The organism is Cypionkella sp. PAMC25878, from assembly GCF_058135695.1.
This window is the reverse complement of the sequence record NZ_CM176871.1, coordinates 3,996,507-4,022,974: the sequence shown is the minus strand read 5'-3', so window position 1 is coordinate 4,022,974 and position 26,468 is coordinate 3,996,507. Positions and strand designations below refer to the sequence as shown.

The 26,468-nt window shown below is 61.2% G+C and carries 24 protein-coding genes; 11 read left to right on the top strand and 13 right to left on the bottom strand.

Translation table 11 applies throughout. The features are described from left to right. Positions 1-35 precede the first annotated feature (35 nt). The 8 genes from ACS5RD_RS19755 to ACS5RD_RS19720 form a co-directional block, all read right to left on the bottom strand. A complete protein-coding gene (locus ACS5RD_RS19755; RefSeq protein WP_489928805.1) occupies positions 36-1,727 on the bottom strand; it encodes a glycerol-3-phosphate dehydrogenase/oxidase in 1,692 nt (563 codons plus the stop codon). Beyond that, a complete protein-coding gene (locus ACS5RD_RS19750) occupies positions 1,724-2,497 on the bottom strand; it encodes a DeoR/GlpR family DNA-binding transcription regulator (RefSeq protein WP_489928804.1) in 774 nt (257 codons plus the stop codon). The genes ACS5RD_RS19755 and ACS5RD_RS19750 overlap by 4 nt, the downstream gene beginning before the upstream one ends. Continuing rightward, the gene (locus ACS5RD_RS19745) at positions 2,494-4,002 is read right to left on the bottom strand and encodes an FGGY-family carbohydrate kinase (RefSeq protein ID WP_489928803.1); all 1,509 of its coding nucleotides are present in this window, start codon (positions 4,000-4,002) and stop codon (positions 2,494-2,496) included. The genes ACS5RD_RS19750 and ACS5RD_RS19745 overlap by 4 nt, the downstream gene beginning before the upstream one ends. 71 nt (positions 4,003-4,073) lie before the next feature. Continuing rightward, the gene (locus tag ACS5RD_RS19740) at positions 4,074-4,943 is read right to left on the bottom strand and encodes a DeoR/GlpR family DNA-binding transcription regulator (RefSeq protein WP_489928802.1); all 870 of its coding nucleotides are present in this window, start codon (positions 4,941-4,943) and stop codon (positions 4,074-4,076) included. Positions 4,944-5,027: 84 nt separating this feature from the next. Beyond that, positions 5,028-5,975, bottom strand: a complete 948-nt coding sequence (locus tag ACS5RD_RS19735) for a D-ribose ABC transporter substrate-binding protein (RefSeq protein ID WP_489928801.1) — start codon at positions 5,973-5,975, stop codon at positions 5,028-5,030. A gap of 89 nt (positions 5,976-6,064) precedes the next feature. Then, positions 6,065-7,114 carry an ABC transporter permease gene (locus ACS5RD_RS19730; RefSeq protein ID WP_489928800.1) on the bottom strand — a complete coding sequence of 350 codons (1,050 nt, stop codon included), beginning with the start codon at positions 7,112-7,114 and terminating at the stop codon, positions 6,065-6,067. Between the two features lie 9 nt (positions 7,115-7,123). After that, the gene (locus tag ACS5RD_RS19725) at positions 7,124-8,668 is read right to left on the bottom strand and encodes a sugar ABC transporter ATP-binding protein (protein ID WP_489928799.1); all 1,545 of its coding nucleotides are present in this window, start codon (positions 8,666-8,668) and stop codon (positions 7,124-7,126) included. Beyond that, positions 8,665-9,312 (bottom strand): DUF2291 family protein, encoded by a 648-nt coding sequence (locus ACS5RD_RS19720; protein WP_489928798.1) that lies wholly within the window; start codon positions 9,310-9,312, stop codon positions 8,665-8,667. The genes ACS5RD_RS19725 and ACS5RD_RS19720 overlap by 4 nt, the downstream gene beginning before the upstream one ends. A 672-nt stretch (positions 9,313-9,984) precedes the next feature. On the opposite strand from ACS5RD_RS19720, the gene ACS5RD_RS19715 reads away from it, so the two are divergent. Genes ACS5RD_RS19715 through ACS5RD_RS19695 form a run of 5 tightly spaced genes read left to right on the top strand, consistent with a single transcriptional unit; the run spans position 9,985 to position 16,095 of the window. Beyond that, a complete protein-coding gene (locus ACS5RD_RS19715) occupies positions 9,985-11,553 on the top strand; it encodes an FGGY-family carbohydrate kinase (RefSeq protein ID WP_489928797.1) in 1,569 nt (522 codons plus the stop codon). Continuing rightward, complete coding sequence (locus ACS5RD_RS19710) at positions 11,550-13,088, top strand: glycerol-3-phosphate dehydrogenase (RefSeq protein ID WP_489928796.1); 1,539 nt, start codon at positions 11,550-11,552, stop codon at positions 13,086-13,088. The genes ACS5RD_RS19715 and ACS5RD_RS19710 overlap by 4 nt, the downstream gene beginning before the upstream one ends. A 1-nt stretch (position 13,089) precedes the next feature. Beyond that, positions 13,090-14,019, top strand: a complete 930-nt coding sequence (locus ACS5RD_RS19705; RefSeq protein ID WP_489928795.1) for a TIM barrel protein — start codon at positions 13,090-13,092, stop codon at positions 14,017-14,019. Between the two features lie 10 nt (positions 14,020-14,029). Next, complete coding sequence (locus ACS5RD_RS19700; protein ID WP_489928794.1) at positions 14,030-15,151, top strand: iron-containing alcohol dehydrogenase; 1,122 nt, start codon at positions 14,030-14,032, stop codon at positions 15,149-15,151. After that, positions 15,148-16,095, top strand: a complete 948-nt coding sequence (locus ACS5RD_RS19695) for a sugar-binding transcriptional regulator (RefSeq protein ID WP_489928793.1) — start codon at positions 15,148-15,150, stop codon at positions 16,093-16,095. Before ACS5RD_RS19700 ends, ACS5RD_RS19695 begins: the two co-directional genes overlap by 4 nt. Positions 16,096-16,163: 68 nt before the next feature. On the opposite strand, the gene fsa is transcribed toward ACS5RD_RS19695, so the two are convergent. After that, complete coding sequence (gene fsa / locus ACS5RD_RS19690) at positions 16,164-16,817, bottom strand: fructose-6-phosphate aldolase (protein ID WP_489928792.1); 654 nt, start codon at positions 16,815-16,817, stop codon at positions 16,164-16,166. Positions 16,818-16,969: 152 nt separating this feature from the next. Between fsa and ACS5RD_RS19685 the strand changes: the two genes are divergently transcribed. The 5 genes from ACS5RD_RS19685 to dhaL all read left to right on the top strand — a co-directional run bounded on the left by ACS5RD_RS19685 (position 16,970) and on the right by dhaL (position 20,660). Next, a complete protein-coding gene (locus tag ACS5RD_RS19685) occupies positions 16,970-17,740 on the top strand; it encodes a DeoR/GlpR family DNA-binding transcription regulator (protein ID WP_054007192.1) in 771 nt (256 codons plus the stop codon). Then, positions 17,737-18,492, top strand: a complete 756-nt coding sequence (locus tag ACS5RD_RS19680) for a triose-phosphate isomerase (protein ID WP_054007110.1) — start codon at positions 17,737-17,739, stop codon at positions 18,490-18,492. The genes ACS5RD_RS19685 and ACS5RD_RS19680 overlap by 4 nt, the downstream gene beginning before the upstream one ends. Positions 18,493-18,503: 11 nt before the next feature. After that, positions 18,504-18,953, top strand: a complete 450-nt coding sequence (gene derI, locus ACS5RD_RS19675; RefSeq protein ID WP_054007111.1) for a D-erythrulose-4-phosphate isomerase — start codon at positions 18,504-18,506, stop codon at positions 18,951-18,953. A gap of 105 nt (positions 18,954-19,058) precedes the next feature. After that, positions 19,059-20,057: a dihydroxyacetone kinase subunit DhaK gene (locus ACS5RD_RS19670; protein ID WP_489928791.1), complete on the top strand. Its 999-nt coding sequence runs from the start codon at positions 19,059-19,061 to the stop codon at positions 20,055-20,057. A gap of 3 nt (positions 20,058-20,060) precedes the next feature. Further along, the gene (dhaL, locus tag ACS5RD_RS19665) at positions 20,061-20,660 is read left to right on the top strand and encodes a dihydroxyacetone kinase subunit DhaL (RefSeq protein ID WP_489928790.1); all 600 of its coding nucleotides are present in this window, start codon (positions 20,061-20,063) and stop codon (positions 20,658-20,660) included. A gap of 127 nt (positions 20,661-20,787) precedes the next feature. Here dhaL and nanR read toward each other — a convergent pair whose 3' ends face one another. The 3 genes from nanR to ACS5RD_RS19650 are packed head-to-tail and all read right to left on the bottom strand — an operon-like array spanning position 20,788 to position 24,200. Then, positions 20,788-21,492: a transcriptional regulator NanR gene (nanR, locus tag ACS5RD_RS19660; protein WP_489928789.1), complete on the bottom strand. Its 705-nt coding sequence runs from the start codon at positions 21,490-21,492 to the stop codon at positions 20,788-20,790. Between the two features lie 54 nt (positions 21,493-21,546). Beyond that, positions 21,547-23,184 carry a D-apionate lactonase family protein gene (locus ACS5RD_RS19655; protein WP_489928788.1) on the bottom strand — a complete coding sequence of 546 codons (1,638 nt, stop codon included), beginning with the start codon at positions 23,182-23,184 and terminating at the stop codon, positions 21,547-21,549. Continuing rightward, the gene (locus ACS5RD_RS19650; RefSeq protein WP_489928787.1) at positions 23,181-24,200 is read right to left on the bottom strand and encodes a Gfo/Idh/MocA family protein; all 1,020 of its coding nucleotides are present in this window, start codon (positions 24,198-24,200) and stop codon (positions 23,181-23,183) included. Before ACS5RD_RS19650 ends, ACS5RD_RS19655 begins: the two co-directional genes overlap by 4 nt. 100 nt (positions 24,201-24,300) lie before the next feature. On the opposite strand from ACS5RD_RS19650, the gene oiaX reads away from it, so the two are divergent. After that, a complete protein-coding gene (gene oiaX / locus ACS5RD_RS19645; protein ID WP_489928786.1) occupies positions 24,301-25,548 on the top strand; it encodes a 3-oxo-isoapionate-4-phosphate decarboxylase OiaX in 1,248 nt (415 codons plus the stop codon). 49 nt (positions 25,549-25,597) lie between these two features. On the opposite strand, the gene ACS5RD_RS19640 is transcribed toward oiaX, so the two are convergent. Next, positions 25,598-26,425 carry a phosphogluconate dehydrogenase C-terminal domain-containing protein gene (locus tag ACS5RD_RS19640; protein ID WP_489928785.1) on the bottom strand — a complete coding sequence of 276 codons (828 nt, stop codon included), beginning with the start codon at positions 26,423-26,425 and terminating at the stop codon, positions 25,598-25,600. Positions 26,426-26,468 lie beyond the last annotated feature (43 nt).

Genomic DNA, 26,468 nt, shown 5'->3' with positions numbered 1-26,468 from the left:
GAAGACTCCCGCCAAACCGCGCGCAATGCAAGGGGCTATGGCGTGAGGGTCTGGCGGTTGGCGTGGGCAAGCTGGGCGGTGAGTTGGGCGATCTCCGTGCTGCGCCGCTCCGGCGACCAAGCTTTGGCGGTGGCGATGATGTCGGCGATGTGGGCGAGGTCGGCGGCGTTCAGCGCGCCGGTGACGGCGAGTGTGGTGCGGCGCAGCACGAGATCTGACAGGTGCTCGACGGACTCAGTGCGGGCGATCCAGTCGATTTCGACCGCGCTGTAGGCGGTTGCGTGGGGCAGTCGGGTGGCGTCGGCGTAGGGCGATTTATGGGCGACAAGGCTGGTCAGGCTGGTGCCGTAGCGGGCGAATAGCTCTGTGGCGCGGGCAAGGGTAAGGCCCCCGGTGGCGGCAGCGCTGGCGATCAGGCGGGATTTGGCTGCGTTGTCAGCGGGATAGGCTTTGCCGCCGCCGATGCCAAGCGCCCGGGTGGAAATGCGGCGAGGGTGGTTCAGGCGGTTCAGGCAGGTGTCGGCGACCTCCTCGGCAAAGCCCCGGAAGGTGGTCCATTTGCCACCGACCAGCGAGATGATCGGGTAGAGGCGCTCGGCGGTAGCTTCCAGCGCCGGTGCGGAATGGTCGCGGCTGATCAAGCCGGGGGTGGCTGCATCTGAGGCGGGCAGCGGCCGGATACCGGAATAGGCGTAGATGATATGCTCATGATCAAACGGCAGACCGGGCAGCAAAGCGCGCAGAGCGGTGAGGAAATAGGCGATCTCGTCATCCTCACAGCGGACGTTTTCGGGGTCGGCGGCTTTGATATCGGTCGATCCCACCAGCGCGCGGCCGAGGTAATCATAGACCAAAAGGATGCGGCCATCGTCGGCCTCAAAATAGATCATCTGGCCGTTCAGCATTTTCAGAAGCTGCGGGTGGTCGAGCAGGATATGCGAACCTTTGGTGCCGCCGATCAGCTTGGTCTGCGCGCCCAAAGCGGCGTTAACGCGGTCAATCCACGGGCCTGCGGCATTGATCACCAGTTTCGGGCGGATGGTGAAGGCGGCGCCATCCTCGCGGGTGAAGGTGAGCGCGGAGCCGTTGTGGGCGCTGATCTGGGTATAGTTCAGGGCTAAAGCAGTTTGGTTGGCTTGCATGCCATCGGCGAGAAGCTCCCAAACCAGCCGCTCGGGACCTGCGATTTTGGCGTCGTAATATAGACCCGAGGCGACGATGCGCGGGGTCATTTGCGGAAATTCGGCGAGGGTTTTGGCACGGGATTTCATCTTGTGGCGCGGCATGACATTGGCGCGGCTGCCGTAGTAATCGTAGATCGTGAGGCCGACTTTCAGCAGCAGCGCGCCCCGGCTGCGGGCGGCGGTGGTCGATCCGAACAGGGTGCGCAGGGCGGCCCAAACCCCCTTGGTCCAAGAGAAAATCGGGATCAGCGTCGGCAGCGGGGTGACGGCGTGGGGGGCGTTTTTGAGCAGCAGATTGCGCTCTAGGGTGGATTGCGCGACGAGGCGGAACTCTCCAGTTTCCAGATATTTCAAACCACCGTGGATCATCCTTGAAGGCGCCGCAGAGGTGCCGCCGCCGAAATCACCCTTCTCGACGACCAGCACGCGCAGGCTTTGTTCGGCGAGGTCGCGAAACAGGCCCGCCCCATTGATACCTGCGCCGAGGATCAGCACATCGGTGCCGTTTTCCGACAGGTCTTGCAGGCGGGTGTCGTATGTCATGGGGTGTCCGTTTCGATCAGATGCAGCCGCACGCCGGCGGCTTTCAGGGCGCAGGCTTCAGCGGCAGGCAGGGCGGCGCCCGTCAGCACGGCGTCAAAGGCGGTGAGGGGGGCCAAGGCGTGTAGGGCGGAGCGGCCGAATTTCTCGTGGTTCAACAACAGGATACGGGCGTTGGCGGCGGCCATCATCGCTTGCTTTGCGCGGGTGACTTGGGCGTCTTGGATGTAAGCCGTGCCGTTCTGCGCGGCCGAGGCCGAGCAGATCAGCACATTGGCGCGCAAGTTGGGCAAAGCGGTTTCGCAAAGATGGCCGATGAAGGCGTTGTAGGTGGCATGATACTGGCCGCCAAGGCAGATCAGGGTGATGTCGTCAGCCCCGGTCAGGGTCTGGATCGAGGCGAGGCTGTTGGTGATTATCGTCAGCGGGGCGATTTGCGGTAGCAACGGGGCGAGGGCGTGGCTGGTGCTGGAGTCGTCCAGCATGACCACTTGGCCGGGCGCAATATAACGCAGGGCGGCACGGGCGAGGGCAGATTTCTCGGCGCTGGCCACGGTTTGACGGTAGCGGAACAGGCTTTCATAGACGCCAGAGGGCAGCGCGCTGACAGCGCCATGCAGTTTGCGCAGCAGGCCCGCTTGCGCGAGTTGGTCGATATGGCGGTGGATGGTCATGCGCGAGACGCCAAAACGCTGCACCAGATCGTCGATTCGGGCCTCACCCTGTTGCAGGACGTAAGCGGCGATTTCTTCGCGGCGGGTTTCGGGGGTCATGGCACGAGGGCTTCGATTTCGGGCCAGAGCGGGGCGATGGCGTCGGTGATTTTAGTGTAAAGCTGAAAGCGTTTTTCATACGCGGCGGCGCGGGTGGGATCTGGCGTGTAGGTCTGTCCCAACAGCGACATATCGCGCGGGTCAGAAAGAGGCGAGGCGTAGAGGCCGACGGCAGCCCCTGCGCAGAGGGCCGCGCCCCAAGCGGCGGCTTCTTCGGTTTGGCTGGTGGTGACGGGCATCCCCAGAATATCGGCGAACATCTGCGCGAAGGTGGGGTTGCGGGCGACGCCGCCGGTCAGGCGGGCCTCGCGTACCGGAAAGCTTGCGCGCAGGGCATCAACGTGGGTGCGGTGATTGAAGATGATGCCTTCCAGCACCGCGCGCAGCATATCGCCGCGAACATGCCAGCCGCGCAAGCCGATAAAGCTGGCGCTGGCCTGCGGGCCGAAGGGCGATCCGTAGAGATAGGGGTGGAATATCAAGGTGTTGGGTTTAGTAAGTGTGGCATCAATCTCGCGCGCAAGTGTCGCGTGAATCGACTCGCCCGACACATCAGCTTCTACCAGTTCCGCTTCACACAAGGTCTCGATGAACCAGTCATAATTCGCCGCAGAGGCGGGCGACAGCGCCATGTTGTTCCATTGGCCGGGCAGAATGGCGTTGCGGCAGAGCCAGCGCGCGTCGGTGTTCGGGGCGCTTGAGACCACTTCATTGATCGAATAAGTGCCCGCGACGATGGCCACCACGCCCTCGGCATGGCCGCCGATGCCCAAGGCAGAAGCCGTCACGTCATGCAGGCCAGCGGCAACCGGCGTGCCTGCGACAAGTCCGGTCAAGAGGGCAGCTTCGGCGGTGATATGGCCGATAATCTCGGCGGATTCGGCGATGTCAGGCAGGGCGTGAGCGACGTTTTCCAGATCAAAAAGCTGAAGCGCATCAAGGGAATAGTCTTGGGTTTGCACATCGGTGAAGGCGGTGGACGCTTCGGTGCGGTCGGTGCCAAGGCTGCCCGTCAGACAAAACCGCAACCAGTCTTTGCAGGCGAGGAATGTGCCAATTTGGGCGAAACGCTCGGGTTCATTATCCCGCACCCAAGCGAGCAGAGCTGCGGGGGAGCAGGCGGGGGGAATTTGGCCTGTCAGTTTCAAGGCGGCATCGGCGCGGTCGGCCCAGCTTTCGCAGATTGCGCCTGCGCGGCCATCCAGCGACAAAATTCCGTTGCCGAGCGGGCGCTTGTCACGGTCGAGCAGATACAACCCGTCGCCATGCGCGGTTGCGGCGACGGCGACGATATCCGAGGCTGGGCGGCCCGAAAGCTGGATCGCTTCGGCAATCGCCTCGGCCGTGGCGTGCCACAGGCCTTCCATATCGCGCTCGACATGATGCGGCTGGGGCAAAAGCTGCGGAATGCGGCGGCGGGCGACGGCGAGTTGCTGGCCCGAAGCGTCAAAGATCACCGCTTTGGTGACGGTCAATCCGTTGTCGATGCCCAACAGGCTGGTCATATGGCTCTCCATCGCTTGAGCTGCTCCGATGAACTGAACATGACATGATGGGATTGTAACGGCAATATGCGTTACAACGCTTCGACCTCGGAGTCAGCTTCGACCCTCTGCGCAGCCTCAGCGGCGACAACAACGTTAATGCCTTTGGCGCGCATCCGGGTGATATGGGCGGCATCGGTGGCCTGATCGACGATCACCACATCAAATTCGGTGAGGTCGGCAAAGGCGTGCAAAGCGCGGCGGCCAAACTTGGTGTGATCGGCCAGCAGGATGCGGCGCTGGGCGCTATCAAACATCGCGCGCTTGGTTTCGACCATATCGGGGGATTGGTGAAACACCATGTCATCGGTGATTGCCGACATCGACATGAACAGCGTATCCGCCCGCAAACGTTTGATTTCATTGATCGTCATCCGACCCATGAACGCGTTGCACCAGTTGTGCAACTGGCCGCCGAGGCCCAGCAGGGTCAGATCGCGGATGCCGTTCAGCTCGTTCATCAGGATCAGCGAATTGGTGATCGCGGTCAGCGGCACCTTGGCGGGCAGGTGGGTGACCATCTGCAACACGGTGGTGGAATCGTCGAAAAAGATCGCCTGACCGGGTTCGACAAACTGCATCGCAGCGCTGGCAATCGCCTTTTTCTCAGCCGATTGGCGGGTGAAACGGTAAACGTCGGAGGCTTCAATCAGACTGGTCGGGGCGGCTGATACAATCCCACGGGCTTTGCGCAAAAGACCGCGCGCGACCAATTCATCCAGATCGCGGTGGGCGGTCATCAGCGAGATGCCGAACCGCTCGGTCAGATCCTCGATCCGCATTGAGCCTTCGGCCATCACCGCCTCGGTGATCAACTGACGGCGGGCGAGTTGGCGGGCGTGGCGGCTGTCCGAGGGCAGTTGCGCGGGTGTGAGGCCAGAGGGCGGTTTCATATCGGTCATTCTCGCCTCCCTCTCCCGTGTAGCGATGCCCGCGCCGATGTTGAAAAGCAAGGGGCGCCGTTGCCAGCGCCCCCCAAGGTCAGATTATTGCGACAGGGTGAACGGGCCGGTGTATTTGTCCACGTTGTCTTTGGTGATCAGCAGGCAATCGAACAGTTGCTTTTCGGTCGCAGCCCCGGTAGCGCCGGTTTTGATGAAGCTATCCGCTTGCTTCACAGCCTCTGCCGAGAACACGGCGACGGGCTGCAACACGGTGTATTGCATCTCGCCTGCGGTGATCGCAGCGACCGCATCCGGCGAGCCGTCAAAGCCGCCGACTTTCACGCCATCGAGCTTGCCCGCTTCTTTCAAAGCCGCAATCGCGCCCAAAGCCATCTCGTCATTGCCAGCGATCACGCCGATGATGTCGGGGTTGGCTTGCAGGATCGACTGCATCTTGTCGTGGCCCTTGGTGCGATCCCAATCGGCGACTTCCTTGGCAGCTTTCACCAGATCGGGATATTGGGTCAGCACGGTTTCATAGCCGTTCGAGCGGGTGGCGGCGTTGTTGTCTGCCGGGTTGCCGAACAGTTCGGCGTATTTGCCGGTCTCGCCCACAGCGGTCACCCACTGTTGCGCGCCCAAAGCCGCACCTTGCGCGTTGTTGGACACCAACTGCGCTTTGGCGAGGCCTTCTTTGTTGATCTCGGCATTCACCAAGAACACCGGAATGCCAGCATCAACCGCCTTTTGCACAGCGCCAACCGAGCCGTCAGCATTTGCCGGGTCAAGGATGATGGCGACGGATTTGTTGGTGATCGCGGTGTCGATCATCGTCGATTCCGCATTGGTGTCGCCTTTATGCGCCGAAACGCTGGCGGTGTAGCCGAGGCTTTCAGCGGTGGCAGCTGCAACATCGCCTTCGGTTTTCCAATAGGGGTTCGCCGGGTCGTTAACGATGATGGTGATCAGGCCATCGGCGAAGGATGCGCCTGCGAGCAGGGCGTTGATCGCAACAGCGGCGAGCAGCGCGCGCTTGGTCATGGTGAACATAGTCTCTCTCCCTTGGTTGATTTAGTCTTTGGTTGCCAATGGTTTGGCGGGTCTTTCCGCAACGGATAGCGCCGTTGCGGCGAAGTTGGTTACGCCTTGGCTTTCGCCTTTGGCTTGTATTGGATCGAGTTCAGCAGCACCGCCAGAACGATCACCGCTCCGGTGAATACGGTCTGCCAGTAGGACGACACGCCGATGATCACGAGGCCATCGGACAGAAAGCCAATGACGAAAGCGCCCAGCATGGTGCCGCGAATGGTGCCTCTGCCGCCCGTCAGCGCCGCCCCGCCGATCACGACGGCGGCGATGGCGGTCAGCTCATAGGTGGTGCCTGCGGTCGGGCCAGCGCTGGTTAACTGCGATGACAGCACCAAACCCGCGATGGCGGCGCAGATGCCCGACAGCACATAGACCGTGATCTGCACCCGCTTCACTGGCACGCCGGAAAGCTCCGCCGCCCGCTCATTGCCGCCCGAGGCATAAAGCCAGCGGCCAAAAGCGGTGCGTGACAGCATCAGGCCCGCGAGAATGGCGAGAGTGGCCAGCACCACGACGCCAATCGGCACGCTCCATTCGCGGGTAAAGCCGAGGCGGTTGAAGCCCAGCCAGTTGAAGCCGGTGTTGCCGAGTTCCGGCTTTCCGCCGAGATTGTTGAACGTTAAACCATTTGTCATCAGCAAGGCGACGCCGCGCGCCACATAGAGCACCCCCAGCGAGGCGACGAAGGCCGGAACCTTGAACCAAGCGATCAAAACACCGTTCACCAGCCCTACAAACGCGCCCAAAACGCAGGTCAACAGCGCCACAGCCCAGACCGGGGGATAGAGAATCACGCCAAAGCTGTCGATCTGCACGCCCTGCATCAGAAAGCCCGCGACGCAGCCCGCAAGACCAAGGGTTGAGCCCACTGAAAGGTCAATGCCGCCGTTCAGGATCACCAGCAACATCCCAATCGCAAGGATGCCATAGATCGCGACATGGCTCGCCATGATCAGGAAATTCGCCAGTGAGAAATAGTGGGGGCTTAGCAGCGAGAACACCACGATAATCGCAATCAGCGCGAAGAAGGCACGGCCTTCCAGCAGCAAAGCAATCGGGTCAAACCCTTGTTTCGCGGCAGGTTTTGGGGTGGATGACATCGCTTGCTCCTAGTGAACCACGGCTTCGCCAGAGGCGGCCATGATCTTTTCTTTACTGACTCTGTGATCAAATTCGGCCGAAATCCGGCCCCGGTGCATCACGATGATCCGGTGCGCGATTGACAGACATTCGCCGACTTCCGAAGTGGAATAAACCACGGCAAGCCCCTGTTTCGCGCCTTCCGCCAGCAGCCGAAACACCTCGGCCTTGGCGCCAATGTCGATGCCGCGTGAGGGTTCATCCAGCACGATCACCTTCGGATTGGTCGCCAGCATCTTGCCGATCACCACCTTTTGCTGATTACCGCCTGACAATGATCCAATCGGCGCTGTCCCCGAAGCATCGGTCTTCACCGTCACTTTGCGAATGGCATCGCTGACCACCGCCGCCTCGGCTTTCCGAGAGGTAAACAGCCCTTTGGTAAACGCGCCAATGCTGGCGAGCGATAGGTTTTGACCGACAGACATGGTTTGCACCAAGCCGTCGCGTTGGCGATCTTCCGGCACCAAAACCAGCCCACGCGTGATGCGTTGCGCGATGCTCAGGCCCGATACATCCCGGCCTTGCAGCATCACACGCCCCCCCGAAGGCGCCAGACGCCCCGCCACACATTCCAACAGTTCTGTGCGGCCCGCGCCCATAAGCCCATAGATACAAACGATTTCACCGGCGCGGACGGAAAGCGAAAGCCTGTCCACCACCGAAAATCCCACCCCTGCCGCATCCGGCACCGACAGGTTTTCAATGCTGAGCGCGGTGTCACCCATCACATAGCCTTCGGGCGGCGCGCCAAGGTCGAAATTCTCGCCAACCATGTTGCGTACGATCCATTCGAGATCAATCTGCGCCCGCTCGGCATAGGCGGTCATCGCGCCATCGCGCAGCACGACGGCATGGTTGGTGATCTGCAAGGCTTCCTCAAGATGGTGCGAGATATAGACAATCGACACCCCGCGCGCGGTCAGATCGCGGATCACCTTGAACAAAACCTCAACCTCGGTGGCACTCAGCGCCGAAGTTGGTTCATCCATGATCAGGATGCGGCTGTTCACCGACAAAGCCCGTGCGATTTCAACGATTTGCTGCTGACCTAACCGTAGCTCTTCCACCGGGGTCAGCGGGTCGATATCTTCCTCGAGCTCTGCCATCAAGGCGCGGGTCTGGCGTTCTTCCTCGGCATAATCGACGCCAGAGCGGGTCATAATCTCGCGGCCCATGAAGATATTATCGCGCACGTTCATATTGGTGGCGAGGCTAAGCTCTTGGTGGATAATCGAAATCCCGCGATTGCGCGCATCGGTAGAATTGGCAAAGGTCACAGGTGCGCCATCGAGCACGATCTGCCCTGAGGTCGGCTTCACCACCCCCGATAAGATTTTCATCAGTGTCGATTTGCCCGCGCCATTCTCGCCGAACAACGTGGTGACCTGCCCGCGATGAATGTCGAAATTCACCCCTTTCAGGGCGTGAATATTGCCGTAAGTCTTGGCGATATTGCGTGCCGAAAGCACCGGTTCTGTTTGTGTAAGATTGGCGGAGGTGTCGAGGCTCATTTTACCTCCAAAGACACCGGGGTGATCATCCAGCTTTTCGGATTCACCAGTTTGAACGCCCCCACCACAGCCACGGTCTTGCCCGTCAAAGCCGTGTTATCTATGCCGTCCAGCACCAGCTTTTTCATCTCTTTGTTCAGCGCCGAGCCAGCATCCTGATATTCGATCTGATTGGTGAACTGGCTGAAGCTGATCTCGCCTGTGGCGTCCCGCAATTCGGTGCCGTTGATCGCGGGGCCGGTCTGGACGCGCAACCGCAACGGCGCCGGAAGCCCCGTAACATCAATGTAATAGATACCGGATTTTCCCTCACCCACCACGCCTTGCAGCTTCACCGAATAGACGCCACCGACAGAATATTTCGCCTCTGCCGCCTTTGGGTCTACCGCAATCGCGGTGGCCAACTCCACCGCATCCACCGCGCGCGCCGTGACATTGGCCTGCACTTTCGGGAAGGTTTCCGCCCCAAACGCCTCGGGCGAAAACACCGCCGCGCGCACGTCGGCATCCGAGCCGATCCGCACCACCGTGGTATCCAGCGCCATCGCGCCCAGCACCGCCACGACCACGGCGGCGGTGATCAGCAACGATCGATTGGCGCGGGGCTGATCGGAATGTGGCGCGGTGTCAGGCTGTTGGCTCATAGTGCTGCGACCTTGGATGTGACGGCGGAAGATGTATCGGCGTATGTGCTGCGCGGGGCGGATGGGAAAAACGCACCCCGTGACCAGCACAAACGGCCCGCCCAGCCGTGATGCGGCTGCAAATTTAGCATGACTCCCCCCCTTTCTGCCGATCCGCAGGGCGATTTCCTCCCGCCGCGCCGATCTGGCCTGTCGCACATCGATAACCGTGATAGAGTTATGGTATCAACTCTTGGTACAATGTTATAAGTTATCGCATCTGTCAATCGAGTCTTTTTCGGGCGTGCTGCCTGTATTCTCAACATTCTGCCCGTGGTTTTCGCCTGCGTGGACCGAGTCGCAGGCGATTTCTGCATCTGCGAAAAGTGCTGCGATGCGGCAAAAGCGTGTGAAAGGTCTGGCAGAAACTAAGCGTAAGTTACTATAATATATAGATAATATGAAATTCTCAATGCTTCGGGCGCTCAAAGGGCGAGGTCCCTCGGCGGCACCCACCTCAAGCGGGCTGCGATCGCGCCGATCTGCCTTGGACTTTGGTTGACACAGAGCAGTTTATCTGAAAGAAATTGCGGTGTCCGTAAAATAATTCACTCACTGTGTTATCTCTCTGTGATAATGCGGCAAGGCCAGTCGGAGGGGCTGGGAATATGTGCGGGCTCAGGGGGAGGCGGTATGGCAGAGCTTTTGATCGGCATTGATTCGGGCACTTCGGTGGTCAAAGCGGTGGCGTTTACCCTGAATGGCGCGCAAATCGCGGCCTTTGCGGTGCCCAACGCCTATATGACGGGCACCGATGGCGCGGCGACGCAAAGCCTTGCGCAGACCTGGGCCGATTGTGCGACAGCCTTGCGTGGCCTTGCCGAAAAGGTGCCGAACTTGGCCGCGCGCACGGCGGCGGTGTCGGTTACGGCGCAGGGAGATGGCACTTGGCTGGCGGGTCCGGGCAACACACCCATCGGCGACGCGTGGCTGTGGCTGGATGCCCGCGCGGCATCTACCGTCGAACGTCTCGCCGAAAGCCCCGCCAATCGCGCCCGGTTTGAGGCGACGGGCACTGGGCTGAACACCTGCCAGCAAGGCACGCAAATGGCGCATATGGATCGGTTCCACCCCGAACTGCTGGATGCGGCTGAGGTGGTATTGCATTGTAAAGACTGGATTTATCTGAATCTCACCGGCGTGCGGGCGACCGATCCGTCTGAGGCCAGCTTTACCTTCGGCAACTTTCGCACGCGGCGCTATGACGATCAAGTGATTGAGGCTTTGGGCCTGAGTGATCGTCGCAACCTCATGCCCGAGATCATCGACGGCAGCCAAATCACGCATCCCCTTACGCCCGAGGCTGCCGCCCAAACTGGCCTGCGTGCGGGCACGCCGGTGAGCCTTGGCTTCGTCGATATGGTGATGACGGCGCTTGGTGCGGGCGTGCATACCGGCGCGGCGGGGGCGGCGTGCTCCACGGTTGGGTCGACGGGCGTGCATATGCGCTCGACCCCGGTGGGCGGCGTGCATCTGAACGCCGAGGGCACCGGCTATGTGATCTGCCTGCCGGTGCCGGGGATGGTGACGCAGGTGCAAACCAATATGGCGGCGACGCTGAACATCGACTGGCTGCTGCGGATGGCGGCGGATTTGATGTCAGATTTCGGGCGGCCCACCAAACACGCCGATCTGGTGCCGCTGATCGAAAGCTGGTTGGCCGCCAGCAAACCCGGTGCGTTGCTCTATCACCCCTATATCTCGGAAGCCGGAGAGCGCGGGCCTTTTGTCAACGCCGACGCCCGCGCGGGCTTTGTCGGCCTGAATTTCACCCACCGTTTCGCCGATTTGCTGCGCGCTGTGGTCGAAGGTTTGGGCATGGCAACCCGCGATTGCTATGCCGCAATGGGCGCTATGCCGTTGGAATTGCGGCTGACGGGCGGGGCCGCGCGATCAAAAGGCCTGCGCGGGGTGTTGTCGGCGACGACGGGTGCGCCGGTGCGGGTGTCCGCGCGTGAAGAGGCCGGCGCTGCTGCTGCCGCGATGATGTCAGCGGTGGCGATTGGCGCATATTCTTCGATGGACGCCTGCATTTCCGAATGGGTAACGCCTTTGCTGGGCGCGACAGAGGCCCCCGATCCGGCGCTGACCGCCACCTATGCCCAAATCTATCCCGCCTATAAATCCGCCCGCGAGGGGCTGACCACCGCATGGTCGCATCTTGCGGACAGCCGCCAAGCCAAAGACAGGACAGCCGAATGAGCCTTAGTAATTCTGACCATAGCAAAACTAACCATAGTTTTTCTGAGCCAAATTTGGTTGATCTGTTCGTCATTGGCGGTGGCATCAACGGCGCGGGTATCGCACGCGATGCGGCGGGGCGGGGGCTTTCGGTGGTGCTCTGTGAGAAGGACGATCTGGCGCAGGGCACCTCGTCGCGTTCGGGTAAGCTGGTGCATGGCGGCCTGCGCTATCTGGAATATTACGAATTTCGCCTTGTGCGTGAGGCACTTATCGAACGCGAGGTGCTGCTAAACGCAGCCCCGCATATCATCTGGCCGATGCGGTTTGTGCTGCCACATTCGCCCACCGATCGGCCTGCTTGGCTGGTGCGGCTGGGTCTGTTCCTGTACGACCACCTTGGCGGGCGCAAGAAACTCCCCGGCACCCGCACGCTGGATCTAATGCGCGATCCGCAGGGCGCGCCGATTATGGACCAATATAAACGCGGCTTTGAATATTCGGATTGCTGGGTGGATGATGCGCGGCTGGTGGTGCTGAACGCGTTGGATGCGGCGGAAAAGGGCGCATTGGTGTTGACCCGCACCGCCTGCACCTCGGCGCGGCGCGAGAACGGCGCTTGGACGGTTGAGACCACCGATCAAAATGGCGAAACGAGGGCGTTTCGCGCGCGCTGTATCGTCAATGCGGCGGGGCCATGGGTGACGGATATCGTCACACGGGTGGCGGGGTCGAACTCGGCGCGCAATGTGCGGCTGGTCAAAGGCAGCCATATCATCGTGCCGAAATTCTGGGCCGGCGATCATGCTTACCTCGTGCAAAACCACGACAAACGGGTGATTTTCATCAACCCCTACGAGGGCGATAAGGCGCTGATTGGCACCACCGATGTCGCCTATGAGGGGCGTGCCGAGGAGGTGCAGGCGACCGAGGCCGAGATCGACTATCTGATTGCCGCCGTTAACCGGTATTTCAAGGAAAAGCTGCGGCGCTCGGATGTGGTGCACCATTTTTCAGGCGTGCGCCCGCTGTTTGACGATGGCAAAGGCAACCCCTCTGCGGTGACTCGCGACTATGTGTTTGATCTGGATGAGACCGGCGGTGTGCCTTTGCTGAACGTGTTTGGCGGCAAGATCACTACCTTCCGCGAACTGGCCGAGCGTGGCTTGCATCGTTTGAAAGCAGTCTTTCCGCAGATGGGGCCGGATTGGACCGCTACCGCCAAACTGCCGGGTGGTGAGATGCCGAATGCCGATTATGAAAGCTTTGCCAATGACTTGCGCATGGCCTATCCGTGGATGCCGCGCAGCTTGATCCGCCACTATGGCCGCCATTACGGCGCGCGCACCCGTGATTTGGCAGGCACGGCAACCAGTTTGGACGGCTTGGGCCAGCACTTCGGTGGCGATCTTTATGAGGCCGAAGCGCGCTATCTGATTGCCCGCGAATGGGCGCAAACCGCGGAAGATATTCTGACCCGGCGTACTAAGCATAACCTGCATTTGACCTCGGAACAGCAGGCGGCCTTCACCACTTGGATGGCGAAAGGGGCCTGAAATGTTAACGCTTTCACTCAACACCAACCCGCTCGTCAACCGCTTCGCCGACCCGGATGACCTGATAAATACCGTCGCCCGCGATCTGCGCATCCGCGATCTGCAACTGACGCATGAGTTCATCAACCCAAGCTGGCCCGCCCCGGTGATCCGCCGCCTGACTCGCCAAATGCACGCCGCGATGCAACGCACCGGGGTCCGCGTCACCTCGGGCATGACCGGGCCCTACGGCCGTCTCAACCACTTCGGCCACCCCGACCGCGACGTGCGGCGCTATTATATCGACTGGTTCAAAACCTTCGCCGAGATCACCGCCGATCTGGGTGGCACGAGCGTCGGAACCCAGTTTGCCATCTTCACCTATCAGGATTTCGACGACCCCAAGCGCCGCGAAGCCCTGATCCAGACCGCGATCGACTGTTGGGCCGAGGTCGCCGAACACGCCAAATCCGCGGGCCTGAAATACGTGTTCTGGGAACCGATGAGCGTCGGTCGCGAGTTTGGCGAAACCATCTCGGGTGCTCTTGCCTTACAAAAACGCCTCACCAATGCCAATATGGCGGTGCCGATGTGGATGATGGCTGACATTGACCACGGCGATCTGACCAGCCCGAACCCGAATGATGTTGACCCCTACGCTTGGGCGCGTGCGACCCCAAAAGTGTCGCCAATTATCCATATCAAGCAAAGCCTTATGGACAAGGGCGGCCATCGTCCTTTCACCGCCGCCTTCAATGCCAAAGGCCGGATACACCCTGAACCGTTGCTCAAAGCCTTTGCCGAAGGCGGCGCAGAGGACAATGAAATCTGTCTGGAACTGTCGTTCAAAGAGCGTGACCCGAACGACCGCGAGGTGATCGGCCAAATCGCTGAAAGCATTGCGTTTTGGGCACCACATATTAACAGCGGCGTTAACGATCTTCACATCTGAGGAGGCTGCCATGTCTGCATTCGCGTTCCTGACCGCCACAGAAATTCTGTTCGGACGTGGGCAGAGGTGGCAAGCGGCGAGCCGGATCAAAGCCCTCGGCACAAGGGTTTTCCTGCTGCACGGCACCCCCGCGCGCGCCGATTGGCTGGCGGAAGCGCTGGCAGGGCAGGGCTGCGATATCACGCGTTTCGTGGTGAAGGGCGAGCCTGACATCGCAATGATCGAGGCTGCGACCCAAGCCGCGAAGGACGCGCAGGTGGTCGTCAGCCTTGGCGGTGGCGCTGTGATTGATGCGGGCAAAGCCGTGGCTGCGATGGTCTCCGCGACGCGCCCTTTGATGGATCACCTTGAAGTCATTGGAAAATCCCTACCGCTGGATCACGCGCCTTTGTCCTTCGTCGCCATTCCCACCACCGCAGGCACGGGCGCGGAAGTCACTCGCAACGCGGTGATCGGCGCGCCGGAACATCAGCGCAAAGTCAGCTTGCGCGACAAGCGGATGCTGCCTGCGCTGGCCCTCATCGACCCCGCGCTTACGGATAATACGCCGAAAAGCATCACCCTCGCCTCGGGCCTCGACGCCATCACCCAAGTGATCGAGCCCTATATCTGCACCCGCGCCAACCGCCTGACCGATGCGCTTTGCCGCGATGCGATCCCGCAGGGGCTGCGCGCGTTGCGGCGGTTAATGGTGAATGAGGATGCGCAAGCCCGCGATGACATGGCTTGGGTCAGTCTCTGCGGTGGTCTCGCGCTCGCCAATGCGGGGCTTGGGGTGATCCATGGTCTTGCGGGGCCGTTGGGTGGGCTGCTGCCAGCGCCGCATGGCGCGATCTGTGGCACGCTGTTACCATACGGGTTGGCGCTGAACGCGGCGCGCGCGGCAGATCCGACGCGCATCCGACAGGTGATCGGTTGGATCGCAGAAGCCTTTGAAACCCCTTATGAAAACGCCCTGCCAACCCTCACCAAATGGTCGCGCCAAAACGGTCTGTCGAGCCTTGCGCAGATGGGCTTTACGCCGCAGCATTTGCACCAGGCCGCCGAAGCCGCTGCCGCATCTTCTTCGATGCAGGCCAACCCGGCGCGGCTTTCCGCCTCTGATCTGGCGATGCTGATGGCCACCGCATGAGCCGCGCGCTTGACCCCGAACAATCGTTGGCGATCCGCGCCGCGTGGCTGCACTACGTCGGCGGTCTCACCCAAGCCGCTGTGGCGAAACGGCTGGGGATCGCTTCCGTCAAAGCCCACCGTTTGATCGCCCGCGCGGTGGCCGAGGGTGCTGTGAAAGTCACCATCGACGGTGATATCGTCGAATGTGTTGAGCTGGAGACCGAACTCGCCGCCCGCTACGGCTTGGACTTTTGTGAAGTTGCGCCAGATTTGGATGAGGTTGGCCTGCCGATCCGCACCTTAGGTGTGGCCGGGGCGGGCTTTCTGCGCCGCCAGATCGAGCTTGGCACCACCCCGGTAATCGGGCTGGGCCATGGGCGCACTTTGGCCGCGATGGTGCAGCATTTGCCGCGCATCGAGGCCCCCGATCTGAATTTTGTCTCGCTGTTAGGCGGGCTTACCCGAAATTACGCGGCCAATCCGCATGACGTGATGCACCGCATTGCCGAGAAAACCGGCGCGCGCGCCTACGTCATGCCGGTTCCGTTTTTCGCCAACACCGCCGAAGATCGTGAGGTTTTGCTGGCACAGCGTGGTGTGGCCGAAGTGTTCGCGATGGCGCAAGGCGCGGGGCTGAAGCTGGTCGGCATTGGCACGGTCGAGGCTGACGCGCAGCTGGTGGCCTCTGGCATGATCGAACCGAAGGAAATCAAAGCGATACAGGCGGCAGGCGGGGTCGGCGAGTTGCTGGGCCATTTCTTTAACGCCGATGGACGCATCCTGCAAACCCAGCTGACGGCGCGGACTTTGGCGGTCAGTTTTGCCGAAGCGGGCGATCAAATCATCGCCATCGCGGGCGGGCCGGACAAGGTGCAGGCGATCCGTGCGGTGTTGTCTAGCCGCCGCCTGAAGGGCCTGATCACCGATGAGGCCACCGCGCGCGCGCTGGTTTTGGGGAAATGAGGCCGGGCTGGCCCACCACGGTCGCCCGGCCTATCGCCAAGCGCTTTGAGGTGCTACCTCAAGGCGCCCTACAGGATCGTTTGGCCAGTGGCCGCCCAATCCTTGGCGAATTGCTCAAGGCCTTTGTCGGTCAGCACATGATTGGCCAAGCTCTTGATAACATTGGGCGGAATCGTCGCCACATCCGCGCCCGCAAGCGCTGCTTCCTTGACATGGTTGGCGCTGCGGATCGAGGCCGCCAAGATCTGCGTCTCAAAGCCGTAGTTGTCGTAAATCTCGCGGATGTCGCGGATCAGATCCATGCCGTCGATGTTGATATCGTCCAAGCGGCCAAGGAACGGCGAGATGTAACTCGCCCCGGCTTTCGCCGCCAACAGCGCCTGATTGGCACTGAAGCACAATGTCACATTGGTTTTGATACCTTTTTGCGAAAAATAGCGGCAGGCCTTCAAACCGGGCAGGGTCAGCGGCAGCTTGATCACCACATTTTTCGCGATCTTCGCCAGATGCTCGCCCTCGGCCACCATGCCATCGTAGTCCATCGAGGCGACTTCGGCCGAGACAGGGCCTTCGACCAAAGCGCAGATTTCTGCGATCACCTCTTTGAAATTACGGCCAGATTTCGCGATCAGGCTGGGGTTGGTGGTGACGCCATCCAACAAGCCATAATCGTTCAGCTCGGTAATATCTTTGATTTCGGCGGTATCGACGAAGAATTTCATCACGCTCTCCTCTGCGGGAATCGATGGGACATGCTTGCGCTAACAGATACAGGAAGTCGTCAATTATCACAAGTAAAAATCACAAAATCACATAAATCGCTTTCCATTGGTGGCCCCTGATGTTAAAAATTGCCAAAGCAGGGGGGAATCTGGTGAAACGCGAAGATCGCAAGCAGGCGATTATGGATTTGCTGGTGGAGCAGCGCGCGGTCGATCTGGATGATCTGGCCGAACGCTTTGCGGTGTCTAAAATGACCATCCACCGCGATCTCGATGATCTGGAGTCCGAGGGTCTGTTGCGCAAAATGCGCGGCGGGGCGACGATTGAATCCGGCACCCAGTTCGAATCCGACTTCCGCTTTCGCGCCCGCCAAGAGGGTGCGGCCAAGGCCCGCATGGCCCGCGGAGCACTGGAGCTGATCGAACCCGGCATGACGCTGATGATCAATGACGGCTCGATGGCGGCGGTCTTAGGTGCGATGCTGCCGGAAAAACGCCCGCTGACGGTGATCACCAACAATGCCGCGATCATGGATGCGCTTAGGGCCGAGCATGGCATCGCCCTGATCGCCCTGGGTGGGGTTTACTCCTATAAATTCAATGGCTTCTTTGGTGTCGTCACTGAAGAAACCCTCACCCGTCTGCACGCCGATGTGGCCTTTATTTCCGCCCCCGCCGTGCAGGGCACGCGCGCGTTTCACATGGATGACAACGCGGTGCGCGCCAAGCGGGCGATGATCGCCAGCGCCGAAAAGACCTGTCTTCTGGTCAACCACCAACGCTTTGGCCGCCAAGCTTTGCATGTGCTGGCCGATCTGTCCGAATTCGACACAATCATCACCGATGCCCAGCCAGAACCCGAAGCCCGGGCGGCTCTGGACCGGGCCGGGATCAGCCTAAGCATCGCAGGAGACCGCGCATGAGCAAACACGTCTGGGTCGGCACCAGTTGGAAGATGAACAAAACTTTGGCCGAGGCGCAGGCCTTCGCCAAGGGCCTGCCGCCCGAGGGCGATCCGCGCATCCAGCGCTTCGTGATCCCGCCCTTTACCGCCGTGCGAGAGGTCAAGGCGATGCTCGCCAATACCTCGGTGAAGGTCGGCGCGCAGAATATGCACTGGGCGGATGACGGCGCGTGGACGGGCGAAATCTCGCCGCTGATGCTGAAGGATTGCGGGCTGGATATCGTCGAACTGGGCCATTCCGAGCGCCGCGAATTCTTCCATGAAACCGACGAAACCGTAGGTTTGAAGGTCGAAGCCGCCGTGCGTCATGGCCTTATCCCATTGATTTGCATCGGTGAAACCCTCGCCGAACGCGAGGCCGGTCGCGCCACCGAAACCCTTGCCGCCCAAGTCACCGGCGCTTTGGGCAAGTTGTCGGAAAGCCAGAAATCGGCGCAGATCCTGCTGGCTTATGAACCGGTCTGGGCCATAGGCGCCAATGGCATCCCCGCGACTTCGGACTATGCCGACGCCCGCCAAGCCGAAATCATCGCCACCGCCGAAGCTATCCTGAACCGCCGCATCCCCTGCCTTTACGGCGGATCGGTCAACCCAGGCAATGCCGCCGAACTCATCGCGTGCCCGCATATTGACGGGCTGTTCATTGGCCGCTCGGCCTGGAATGTCGCAGGCTACCTCGACATCCTCGCCCGCGTCGCCGCAACTTTGTGAAGGAGAATAGGATGAAACTTGCAATCGCTGGCGACAGTGCAGGCGAAGGCCTTGCCAAAATCCTCGCCGACCATCTGAAAGCCACGCATGAGGTGTCCGAGATTTCGCGCACCGAGGCAGGGCCGGATGCCTTCTATGCCAACCTGTCCGAGCGGGTGGCGAATGAAGTGCTGGCTGGCAAATACGACCGCGCCATTCTGGTCTGCGGCACCGGCATTGGCGTCTGCATTTCCGCCAACAAAGTGCCGGGCATCCGCGCGGCCTTGACGCATGACACCTATTCCGCCGAGCGCGCGGCCCTGTCGAACAACGCGCAAATCATCACGATGGGCGCGCGGGTGATCGGATCGGAACTGGCGAAGGCGATTGCCGATGCTTTCCTGAAAGAAACCTTCGATCCGCAAGGCCGCTCGGCCACGAATGTCGATGCGATCAACGCTTTGGATCAGAAATACTCCTAACCTGTGGCGGCGCTTTAGCCGCAGGTTGACAAGCCCGGCTACCTCCTCAGCTGGGCTTGTCTCAATCCCGCAGAGCCGCCATTCTGGCGCAAACCGGAGGCGCAGATGGCACCCACACAAAAACTGATCAACGATGGCAACCGCGCGGTGGATGAGATGCTGGTGGGCGTTCTCGCCGCCCATCCCAACCATCTGACCCTCGCCGCCCCCCGTGCTATTACGGCCAAACATGGCCCACGCCCCGGCAAAGTCGCGCTGGTGATCGGCGGCGGCTCGGGGCATGAGCCGACGTTTTTAGGATTTGTCGGCAAGGGCTTGGCCGATGCCGCGGCGGTCGGTAATGTCTTCGCCTCACCGCCGCCGCAGCCCGCCGTTGATGCCGCAATGGCCACCCACGGCGGGGCAGGGGTGCTGTTCATGTATGGCAACTACGCCGGTGATGTGATGAATTTCGACATGGCCAGCGAGTTGCTGGAGATGGAGGGCATCGAGGCCCGCACCGTGCTGACCACCGATGACATCGCGTCGTCACCCGACCGCTCGAAACGTCGGGGCGTCGCCGGAAACGTCTTTATCTTCAAATGCGCCGGGGCTGCCGCCGATCTAATGCTGCCCTTGGATCAGGTGGAACGCATCGCCCGCCACGCCAACGCCCGCACCTATACGATGGGCGTGGCCCTCAGCGCCTGCTCGCTGCCACAAACCCGCCGTCTGAATTTCGAGCTGCCAGCGGGTGAGATGGAAATCGGCATGGGCATCCACGGCGAACCCGGTATCCGGCGCGGGCCTCTGAAGCCAGCCAATGAGGTCGCAGATGAGATTATGGACGCGATCCTCACTGAGATGGCCGTACCTGCGGGCGCGAAAGTTGCGGTTCTGGTCAATTCGCTCGGCTCCACCCCGCTGATGGAGCTCTACATCCTCTACGCCCGCGTCGCCGAACGCCTTAGTCTCGCCAAACTCAGCGTCCACACCGCCCTTGTCGGCCCCTATTGCACCTCAATGGAAATGGCCGGCGCGTCGATCACGCTCATGCACCTTGACGATGAACTGACCGAAATGCTCGACCACCCCTGCGACTGCGCCATGTTCCGGGTGGGCTAAGTGATGGATTTCACAACCGAAACCTGCACCGCACTGTTCCAAGCCCTTGCCGCCCGCATGACTGCCGAGCGTGACGCCCTCTGCGCGCTCGACGGTCTGATCGGAGATGCCGATCACGGTATAGCGATGGAGCAGGGGATGCAGGCTGCAGCCGCAGCCGTCCCCGACTTGTCCACCCTACAAGACCAATTCAACGCCGCAGCCAAAGCCTTCCTGAACGCCGTCGGTGCCTCCTCTGGCCCGCTCTACGCCACCGCTTTGATGCGCGCCGCCAAAACCGCTGGCTCCCGCGCCGCCATGCCCGTCGCGGAAACCCCCAGCCTGATCGCCGCCATGGCCGAAGGCATCGCCCATCGCGGGAAAGCTGAACCCGGTCAAAAGACCATGATCGACGCCTGGCACCCTGCCGCCGAAGCCGCCAAATCTGGTGCAACTTGGCCCGAAATCGTGGCTGCTGCCCAAGCCGGAGCAGACGCCACAGCGCAAATGCAAGCCACTCTGGGCCGCGCCGCCCGGCTTGGCGCACGTAGCTTGGGCCACAAAGATCCCGGAGCCGTCAGCGCCGGCATGATCATTGAGGAATTCGCCAAGACCCTAGGATAATTCGCTAAAACTTATCTAAAATTTTTCATCTTGGCGAAAATATCCCCGCCGGAGGCATCCGACATTGGCCAAAGCAGCCTCCGGCGGGAGTATTTCAAAAAGAGCAATTACGAGAGTCGCGCCCCTCTTAGCCGTGATGCCCAATCACATCTGCCGAGCGCGCAATATGCGCCTGCATCGCCGCCACCGCCCCCGGCACATCATTGGCGGCGATGCGCGCGATGATCAGCGCATGTTCTTGCAAGGTCACGTCCTCTTTGCCCGACCAATGCAGCAGGGCGGAATGATAATGGAACAGCCATTTCAACATCGCTTCGGACACCGCCAGCATGATCGGATTGCCGGTCATCGCCGCAATCCGGGTGTGGAAGGCGACATCGGCGGCGACAAACGCCTGCGCATCGCCGAGACAGTCGCGCTGATGCGCCAGAATTGCCTGCAGATCCGCCACGTCCACAGCACTTGCCTTCTCGGCCGCCAGCCGCACCATGCCCGCCTCAAACATTCGCCGGGCTTCTTTCAGATGCGCCAAAGCCCCCGGTTCCGCTGACAAAAGCAGCTGCGCCACCGCATCGACCTGTCCCAGCACCGCACTTGCGTTCAACGGCTTGACCCGGCTGCGCTCGCCATGCGCGATGGTGATCAGGCCCATGGTGTGCATCTGCTGCAAGGCCTCGCGCACCGCAGGACGCCCCACTCCAAACCGCTCCATCAGCGCGCGTTCCGACGGCACCACAGCACCTGCGGCCAATTCGCCGGTCAGGATCATCGCCCGCAGCCGGTCAAACACCTGATCCGAAAGCTTGCGCCGGGTGATCTTTTCCGAAACCATCACGCCCCCAATCTTACCACCGCACTCCGTTCCGCTTAGGCGCAAACCCTGCAGTCAGGCAAGCTCCGTCCGCACAAATCTCGCCAGATTTGTTGTCATCTCGGCCCCCGCAAACCGCAACCGCGCCGCGACATTCGGCAGCAATTCGGCCTCCACCGGTTCCCCCGCCCGCGCCGCAAGATCTGCCAGCACACGCGCGAGCGGGTAGCTGCACCCATTCCAATCCATCACCCCGCGCGGCCCGTAAAGCGCCGCCGGAGTCCACACCTCTACCCCGGATCCGACCAGCGCCGCCGCCAATTCCATCGCATAAATCGCGCCAAACTCCGTGCGATGCCGGGGGTCATCGTCGGTCATACACACCAGCGCCAGCCTCGGATTGGGGATTACCCGTGCGCCGTAAGGATTCTGCCGCATCGCAATCGTGCTGGGCCCCAAGCGGTAAGCCTTCCCCCCGATGATCGCGCGGGCCGAGGCGGTGATATGTGGCACCGCCTCCAGCGTCTGCATCACGCCCGCGTCGCTGGCATCATGCACGATTGGGCAAAGGCCGTGGCTGACGAAATCCAGCATCGCGACGGGGGGGCGTTTGCGGTTCAATTCGGGGAAGAAACTGACCATGCCACCGCCCAAGCTTACACCGGGAAAGGCTTTGCGGGCGGCAAGGTAGACCTCCGCCAAGGGCGGGCAGGGCGGCCATTCTGATCCCGGCGGAGTCGATTGTCGGTCCACTGCAGGGCAGACCATGATCGAGGCGACGCGCAGCCCCGATACGGCCAAGTCATAGGCATGGTTGGAAAATTCAAAATCCAGATCGCCGTCGCAACGTGCGATCAACTCCAGATCATAGGCCGCGTCATAAACCGACTGCAAGGCGGCGAAAGCCTGCAACTCTGCCAAGCCGTGCCGGGTTGCATCGAAATGGCAGAGCAGCCGCTGCGGCTTGACGACCGCCAAATCAGCAGGGCGCCGCGCCGCCAGCACAGCCTCCTCGGCGGTGATCACAAGCGCCGTTTGCGGAAAAATCCCGCTGGCCCGAGGATCGGGCAGGGCGGTTTCCGTCACCGTGGCCGCCTGCCAATGCAACCGCACCGCCTGATCAAACCTGGCCTCATCCGCAATCTGATACGGCCAGAGCCGCGCCAAGGGTCGCACATAGGTCTTGTAACTGGCATCGCCCCATTGCCGTTGGTCCTCCATCTCAAACGCATCGCCCTCCATCCGGCACGCAATCTGCCAGCCGCCCAGCCAATGCGTTAGCACGCGCAGGTCTTGAAACGGCTGCCACGGTGCGATCAGCAAGGGAAACTGCGCACGGCGGCGCGTTCCATCGCAGTGCTCCACCAACACAGGCGCACCCGCCACCCCGGTGATCGGATGCAGCACGGTAAAGCCCGCGCGATTGGTCTCAAAATCGCCATCTGCTTGCGCATGGGCGGTAAAGTTCAGCCCCTCGGCAAAGTCGATCACTACAGCCACCATCAAAGCGGCACCTTGGCTTTCAAACCGCACGCGGTAGGAAATCCGTGTCCGTTCAATCACTTCCTCGCTGATCTGCGGCACCAAGGTGCCCCAATCGCGGTCCCTAACCAGATAGGCGATGCCCCGGATCACTTCGACCCCGCCCAAGCAGACCCGCCGCAGCGCGCCGTCCTCGTAGTCGAAACTCAGCGCGCCATGGGTGATCTTCATAGCTCTGCCAACTCCACCATCCGGCCTTCTGCCGCAGAAAGATAGGCGGCCTCCACCAGCGCCAAAGTCTGCAAATTATCCGCACCCGAGGTTTCCGGCTGAGTGCCCGCCGCGATACAGTCCAGAAAATGCCGCTGGATGATCAGCACGCTTTCCTGAATATTGTGCCAAGGTCGGCTCGCCCAAGCCAACACGGGTGGTGACAGATCCTCCACCCGATCCGCCATCACCAACCGATAGCCCGCCTCCAGCCGCAAGCTGCCCTTGGTGCCGTCAATGTCTATCAAACTTTCCGGGAAAGTCTCCGGGCGGCGCTGAGTGGCATAGGAACAATCGACCACGCTCGTCGCGCCCGAGCCATGCGTCAGCAGCATCGTCGCCACATCCTCGCCCTTGATGCCTGGGTTTATCCGCTTGGTCGTCGCCGCCATCCGCACCACGTCGCCAAACAAAGCCCGCGCAATATCAAGGGTGTGGATGCCCAGATCCTCAATGATAAACCGCTTGCCCTCGGCGAGATAGGGCTGGCCCGCGAACACATCAAAGCCAGACCGGAAACTGACCCGGCCAAAGAACACCTCGCCCAGTTCGCCCGACCGCACGATCTCAATCACCCGCCGCACCGCCGATTGCCAGCGAAAATTCTCATGCACCATCAGAGTCTTACCTGCAGCCTCCACCGACGCCACCATCGCCCGGGCATCCGCAATGTTCGCGGCAAACGGCTTTTGGCAGATCACATGCACCCCGGCCCGCGCCGCCATCTCGACCAAGGGCCGATGCGAAGCAACCGTGGTCGCAATATCGACGAAATCCAGCCGCTCGGCGGCAAACATTTCGCCTGCATCGGTATAGGTCCGCGCAATGCCAAACCGCGCGGCAGTCTCCGCCAACCGCACCGCATCGCGGTCGCACAAAGCCACAATCCGCGCGCCCGGCAGATCGGCCCAAGCATGTAGCTGATTTTGTGCGAAAAATCCGCAGCCGATCACGGCACCGATCAGGGGTTGTGGCAAAACAAGGCTCCTTCCAAACTGCATCCAACTTGCCACGCAGGGCGCTTGAATTCAACAGGTATGATGAGTATGCAAGCTACATGTATTCGAGAGGCCGCCGATGTCCGATGATCTGATCAAAGTCACCTACCGTCTGGAAACACCGGGCGATCCGGCTGCGCTGGCGGCAAAAATCGCCTCGGATCAGTCGACCGGAACTTTCACCGACCTGCCGGGGGAAACGGCGGCGGTGAAAGCCCGCTGCGCCGCCCGCGTGCTGTCGATCACCGCTTTGCCCGATAGCAAAACCCCGTCCTTCCCCACCGAAGGCAGCACTTTCCACCGCGCCGATGTGGTGATCGGCTACCCCTTGGAAGCTGTCGGCACCGACATCGCTGCCTTGATGACCATCACCGTCGGCGGCGTCTATGCGATGCGCGGGTTGTCTGGCGTGCGGGTGATGGATTTCGACCTGCCTGCTGCTTTTGCCCGCCACCCCGGCCCGCAATTCGGCATTGACGGCTCACGCAAACTGACCAATGTCTACAACCGTCCGATCATAGGCTCGATCATCAAACCCGCCTTGGGCCTGACGCCTTCTGAAACCGCGTTGATGGTGAGAGATCTGTGCGAGGCCGGCGTTGACTTCATCAAAGACGACGAAAAACTGATGAGCCCCGGTTATTCGCCCTTGGCGGACCGCATCGCCGCCGTGATGCCGGTGATTGATGCCCACGAACAGCGCACGGGCAAACGGGTGATGTATGCGTGGGGTATTTCCTCGGCTGATCCCGATCAAATGCTGGAAAATCATGATCTTGTGGTCAAAGCTGGTGGCAACGCGGCGGTGATCAACATCAACTCGGTCGGCTACGGCGGCATGACTTTCCTGCGCAAACGCTCTGCCTTGTGCCTGCACGCCCATCGCAACGGCTGGGATATCCTGACCCGCCATCCAGGTCTGGGGATGGAATTCACCGCCTATGGCAAAATCTGGCGGCTGCTGGGAGTAGATCAGTTTCAAATCAACGGCATAGCCGCAAAATATTGGGAGCCGGACGAGAGTTTCGTACGTTCGTTCCACTCTTGCCGCACCCCGATTTTCAGCCCTACCGACCGCCCCTTGCCGGTGGTGGGCTCCGGCCAATGGGGCGGTCAAGCCATTGAAACCTATGCCAGAACCGGGCAGACCACCGACCTGATGTATCTCGGCGGTGGCGGTATTCACGGCCATCCCGGCGGCGCGGCTTCCGGCGTCGCCGCGATCCGTCAGGCGTGGGAGGCGGCGGTGCAGGGCGTGGCCTTGGCCGATTATGCCAAAGATCACAAAGAGTTGGCGCAGGCACTTCAGAAATTCGACCAGAAATAAAAAACGCCCCCAACCTTGCGGAAGGGGGCGTCCATTCACCTGAAGAAGCTCAGGTAATTCGTTGAATAGATGCAGTAATCTCGTCCCACTCAAACACTTTCTTCCAGTCATCCCGCATCAGCATCGGCTTGCCGAACTCAATGGCCTTGTTGCAGGCATCCGAGAACACCCCCGGCTGTTCGTCAAAGATCACCGCCGCGAGGATGTTCATATGCCCCAGCAGGAAATCCCGCGCCGCCGCTTGCGGCACCCCGCGCGCCACACATTCGTCCATCGCCTCACGCATCACCACCAGAAGCGAGGCCACAACAGTCTCCGACAACCCCGGCTCCAGCATCGCCATCTGCTCCACCGTGACGCGATGAGAGCGCACCACCGGCGCGAAAATCGCCTGCGCCACTGCCTCCCCCACCGCATAATGCGCCTCTGGCCCCTGCATCAGCGCGTTAACAACGCCCTGCTTTGCCGCCACCCCGCCAAAGAAATCGCGCTTGGCCTCGGGGTCGGTTTCATCGTTGAAAATCGGCGGATGGCAGGGGTGGGTGACGAAATAAGTGATGTCCGCGCGCGGCGGCAAATGCCCGGCAAAGGGTGCGGCCGCATCCAGACAGATCACAACCGTCCCCGGCGCCACCAGCGGCACCACCATTCCGGCGACCTTGCCAATCGCGGTATCCGGCACCGCCAGTACCACCACGTCCGCGCCCAGAACCGCGACCGCAGGCGCCACACACTCCGCACCGATAGCGTCGCGCAAGCGCGCCTGACCCGCCTCGGACACCTCCACATGCGCCACCGTATAATCGGTTTTCGCCAGATTGCGCGACAGCCGCACGCCCATCTTCCCGCCCGCACCAAACAGCGCAATCTTCGTCATAGCTTTCTCCATTCGCCTCTTGCCCAACTGGTATGATGAGATA